The 2,257-nt window shown below is 73.0% G+C and carries 2 protein-coding genes and 1 pseudogene; all 3 read left to right on the top strand.

What is annotated here, in order from left to right; genetic code table 11:
* Window positions 1-235: 235 nt before the first annotated feature.
* Window positions 236-604: an iron-sulfur cluster insertion protein ErpA gene (gene erpA, locus JNW89_RS35270; protein WP_179801104.1), complete on the top strand. Its 369-nt coding sequence runs from the start codon at window positions 236-238 to the stop codon at window positions 602-604.
* 180 nt (window positions 605-784) lie between these two features.
* Entirely contained in the window at window positions 785-1,762 is a 978-nt protein-coding gene (locus JNW89_RS35265; protein ID WP_238452323.1) for a carbohydrate kinase family protein, read from the top strand.
* 207 nt (window positions 1,763-1,969) lie between these two features.
* Window positions 1,970-2,257: pseudogene (locus tag JNW89_RS35260) on the top strand (ATP-binding protein); the annotation flags it as partial.

The following is a 2,257-nucleotide window of genomic DNA, read 5'->3' as shown; positions in this document are numbered from 1 at the left end:
CGGCTGGCCCGGCAGTGGAGCCGCTGACGACCGGCCGGGGCGCCGCAAGGTTTCGCACCCGGCGTCGGTGTTTCCGCGCGGACCTGCGGCGCGGCTCACGGCGCTCCCGTCACGCCACCCGGGTGCCGCCGCCCGGGGCGGCGTACGATCGGATCTGGACCACACCGGGAATCACTGGACGACGCGCGACGTTGGCCAGTGCGTCCGGACCCATACCGCGCAGGGAGATTTCCACGTGACCACGCCAGCGCAGACCGAGTCGACCGAGGCCAAGGCCCCTACTTCCGTCGTCCTCACCGACGTCGCGGCGCAGAAGGTCAAGGCCCTGATCGAGCAGGAGGGCCGCGACGACCTGCGGCTCCGGGTCGCGGTGCAGCCGGGCGGCTGCTCCGGCCTGCGGTACCAGCTGTTCTTCGACGAGCGGTCGCTCGACGGTGACGTCGTCACCGACTTCGACGGTGTCGAGGTTGTCGTCGACCGGATGAGCGCCCCCTACCTGGCCGGCGCCACCATCGACTTCGCCGACCGGATCGACGCCCAGGGCTTCACCATCGACAACCCCAACGCGGGCAGCTCCTGCGCCTGCGGCGACTCGTTCAGCTGAATCGACCAGCACCTGCGTACGGCGGGGCCGTCCTTCGGGGCGGCCGCGTCGTCTGTGCGCCTCCGCCGGAGGTGACGTCCGGATGAGCGCCGGTTGCGCGTTGTCGAGAAGACCCTGGACCGGCTCCCCGGGCGGCCCGGTAGGCTGACCGGCGCCGTGCTCCCGACCCCGAGGGTTGACATGAAGATCGCCGTGACCGGCTCGATCGCGACCGACCACCTGATGAGCTTCCCCGGTCGCTTCGCCGACCAGCTCATCGCCGACCAGCTGCACAAGGTGTCGCTGTCGTTCCTCGTGGACGACCTGGTGCTGCGTCGCGGCGGGGTGGCCGCCAACATCGCCTTCGGCATGGCGCAGCTCGGGCTGCGCCCGGTGCTGCTCGGTGCGGTCGGCGCCGACTTCGCCGACTACCGCTCCTGGCTGGAGCGGCACGGCGTCGACTGCGAGTCGGTGCACGTCAGCGAGGTGGCGCACACCGCCCGGTTCGTCTGCACCACGGACACCGACATGTGCCAGATCGCCTCCTTCTACGCCGGGGCGATGAGCGAGGCCCGCAACATCGAGCTGTCCCCGGTCGCCCAGCGCCTCGGCGGTCTCGACCTGGTGCTGGTCAGCGCCAACGACCCGGAGGCGATGATCCGCCACTCCGCCGAGTGCCGGGAGCGCGGCTACGCCTTCGTCGCCGACCCGTCCCAGCAGCTCGCCCGGATGGACGGCGCGGACGTGATCGGCCTGATCGACGGCGCCGACTACCTGATGACCAACGACTACGAGAAGTCCCTGCTGCAGAGCAAGGCCGGCCTCACCGACGAGCAGCTGCTCGACCGGGTGAAGGTGCGGGTCACCACGCTGGGCAAGCACGGCGCGGAGATCGCCGGCCGGGACTTCGGGACGATCCACGTGCCGATCGCCCGGGAGATCCAGGCGGTCGACCCGACCGGCGTCGGCGACGGCTTCCGGGCCGGCTTCTTCGCCGCGCTCTCCTGGGGCCTCGGCCTGGAGCGGGCCGCGCAGGTCGGCTCGCTGCTGGCCACCCTGGTGCTGGAGACCGTCGGCACCCAGGAGTACGACGTCCGCCGCGACCTGTTCGTCAAGCGCCTGGCCGAGTCGTACGGCGACGCCGCCGCCGAGGACGTGCGGCCGTACCTGCTGCCGTGAGGCCCGTCCTGGTCGCGTTCGCCGGCCTGCCGGCGGTGGGCAAAAGCACCCTCGCCCGGCGGGTCGGCGTGGCACTGGGCGCGCCCGTGCTGCCGGTGGACCCGGTCGAGCGGGCGCTGGCCCACCACGGGCTGGTCGGCGACGTGCCCGGGATGGCGGCGTACCAGGCGGTGGCGGGGCTGGCCGAGGTGCAGTTGGGGCTCGGCCGTGACCGTGGTGGTCGACGCGGTCAACCCGGTGGCCAGCGCCCGCGGCCTCTGGCACGACCTGGCCGAGCGGGCCGGGGTGCCGCTGCGGGTGATCGAGGTGCACTGCGGCGACGAGGCGGAGCACCGCCGCCGGGTCGAGGCGCGGCTGCCCGCCGAGCCCGACCCGCTGCTCCCCACCTGGGACCAGACCCTGCTCCGCCGCGCCGAGTACGAGCCCGATCATCGGCCCCCGCCCTGGTGGTCGACACCGCCGTGGACCCTGGACCCCCTCCCCGCCATCCTCACC

It is taken from the genome of Micromonospora sp. 4G55, from assembly GCF_016803375.1.
Note: the sequence above shows the minus strand (reverse complement) of the source record. Positions and strands in the feature narration are given on the sequence as shown.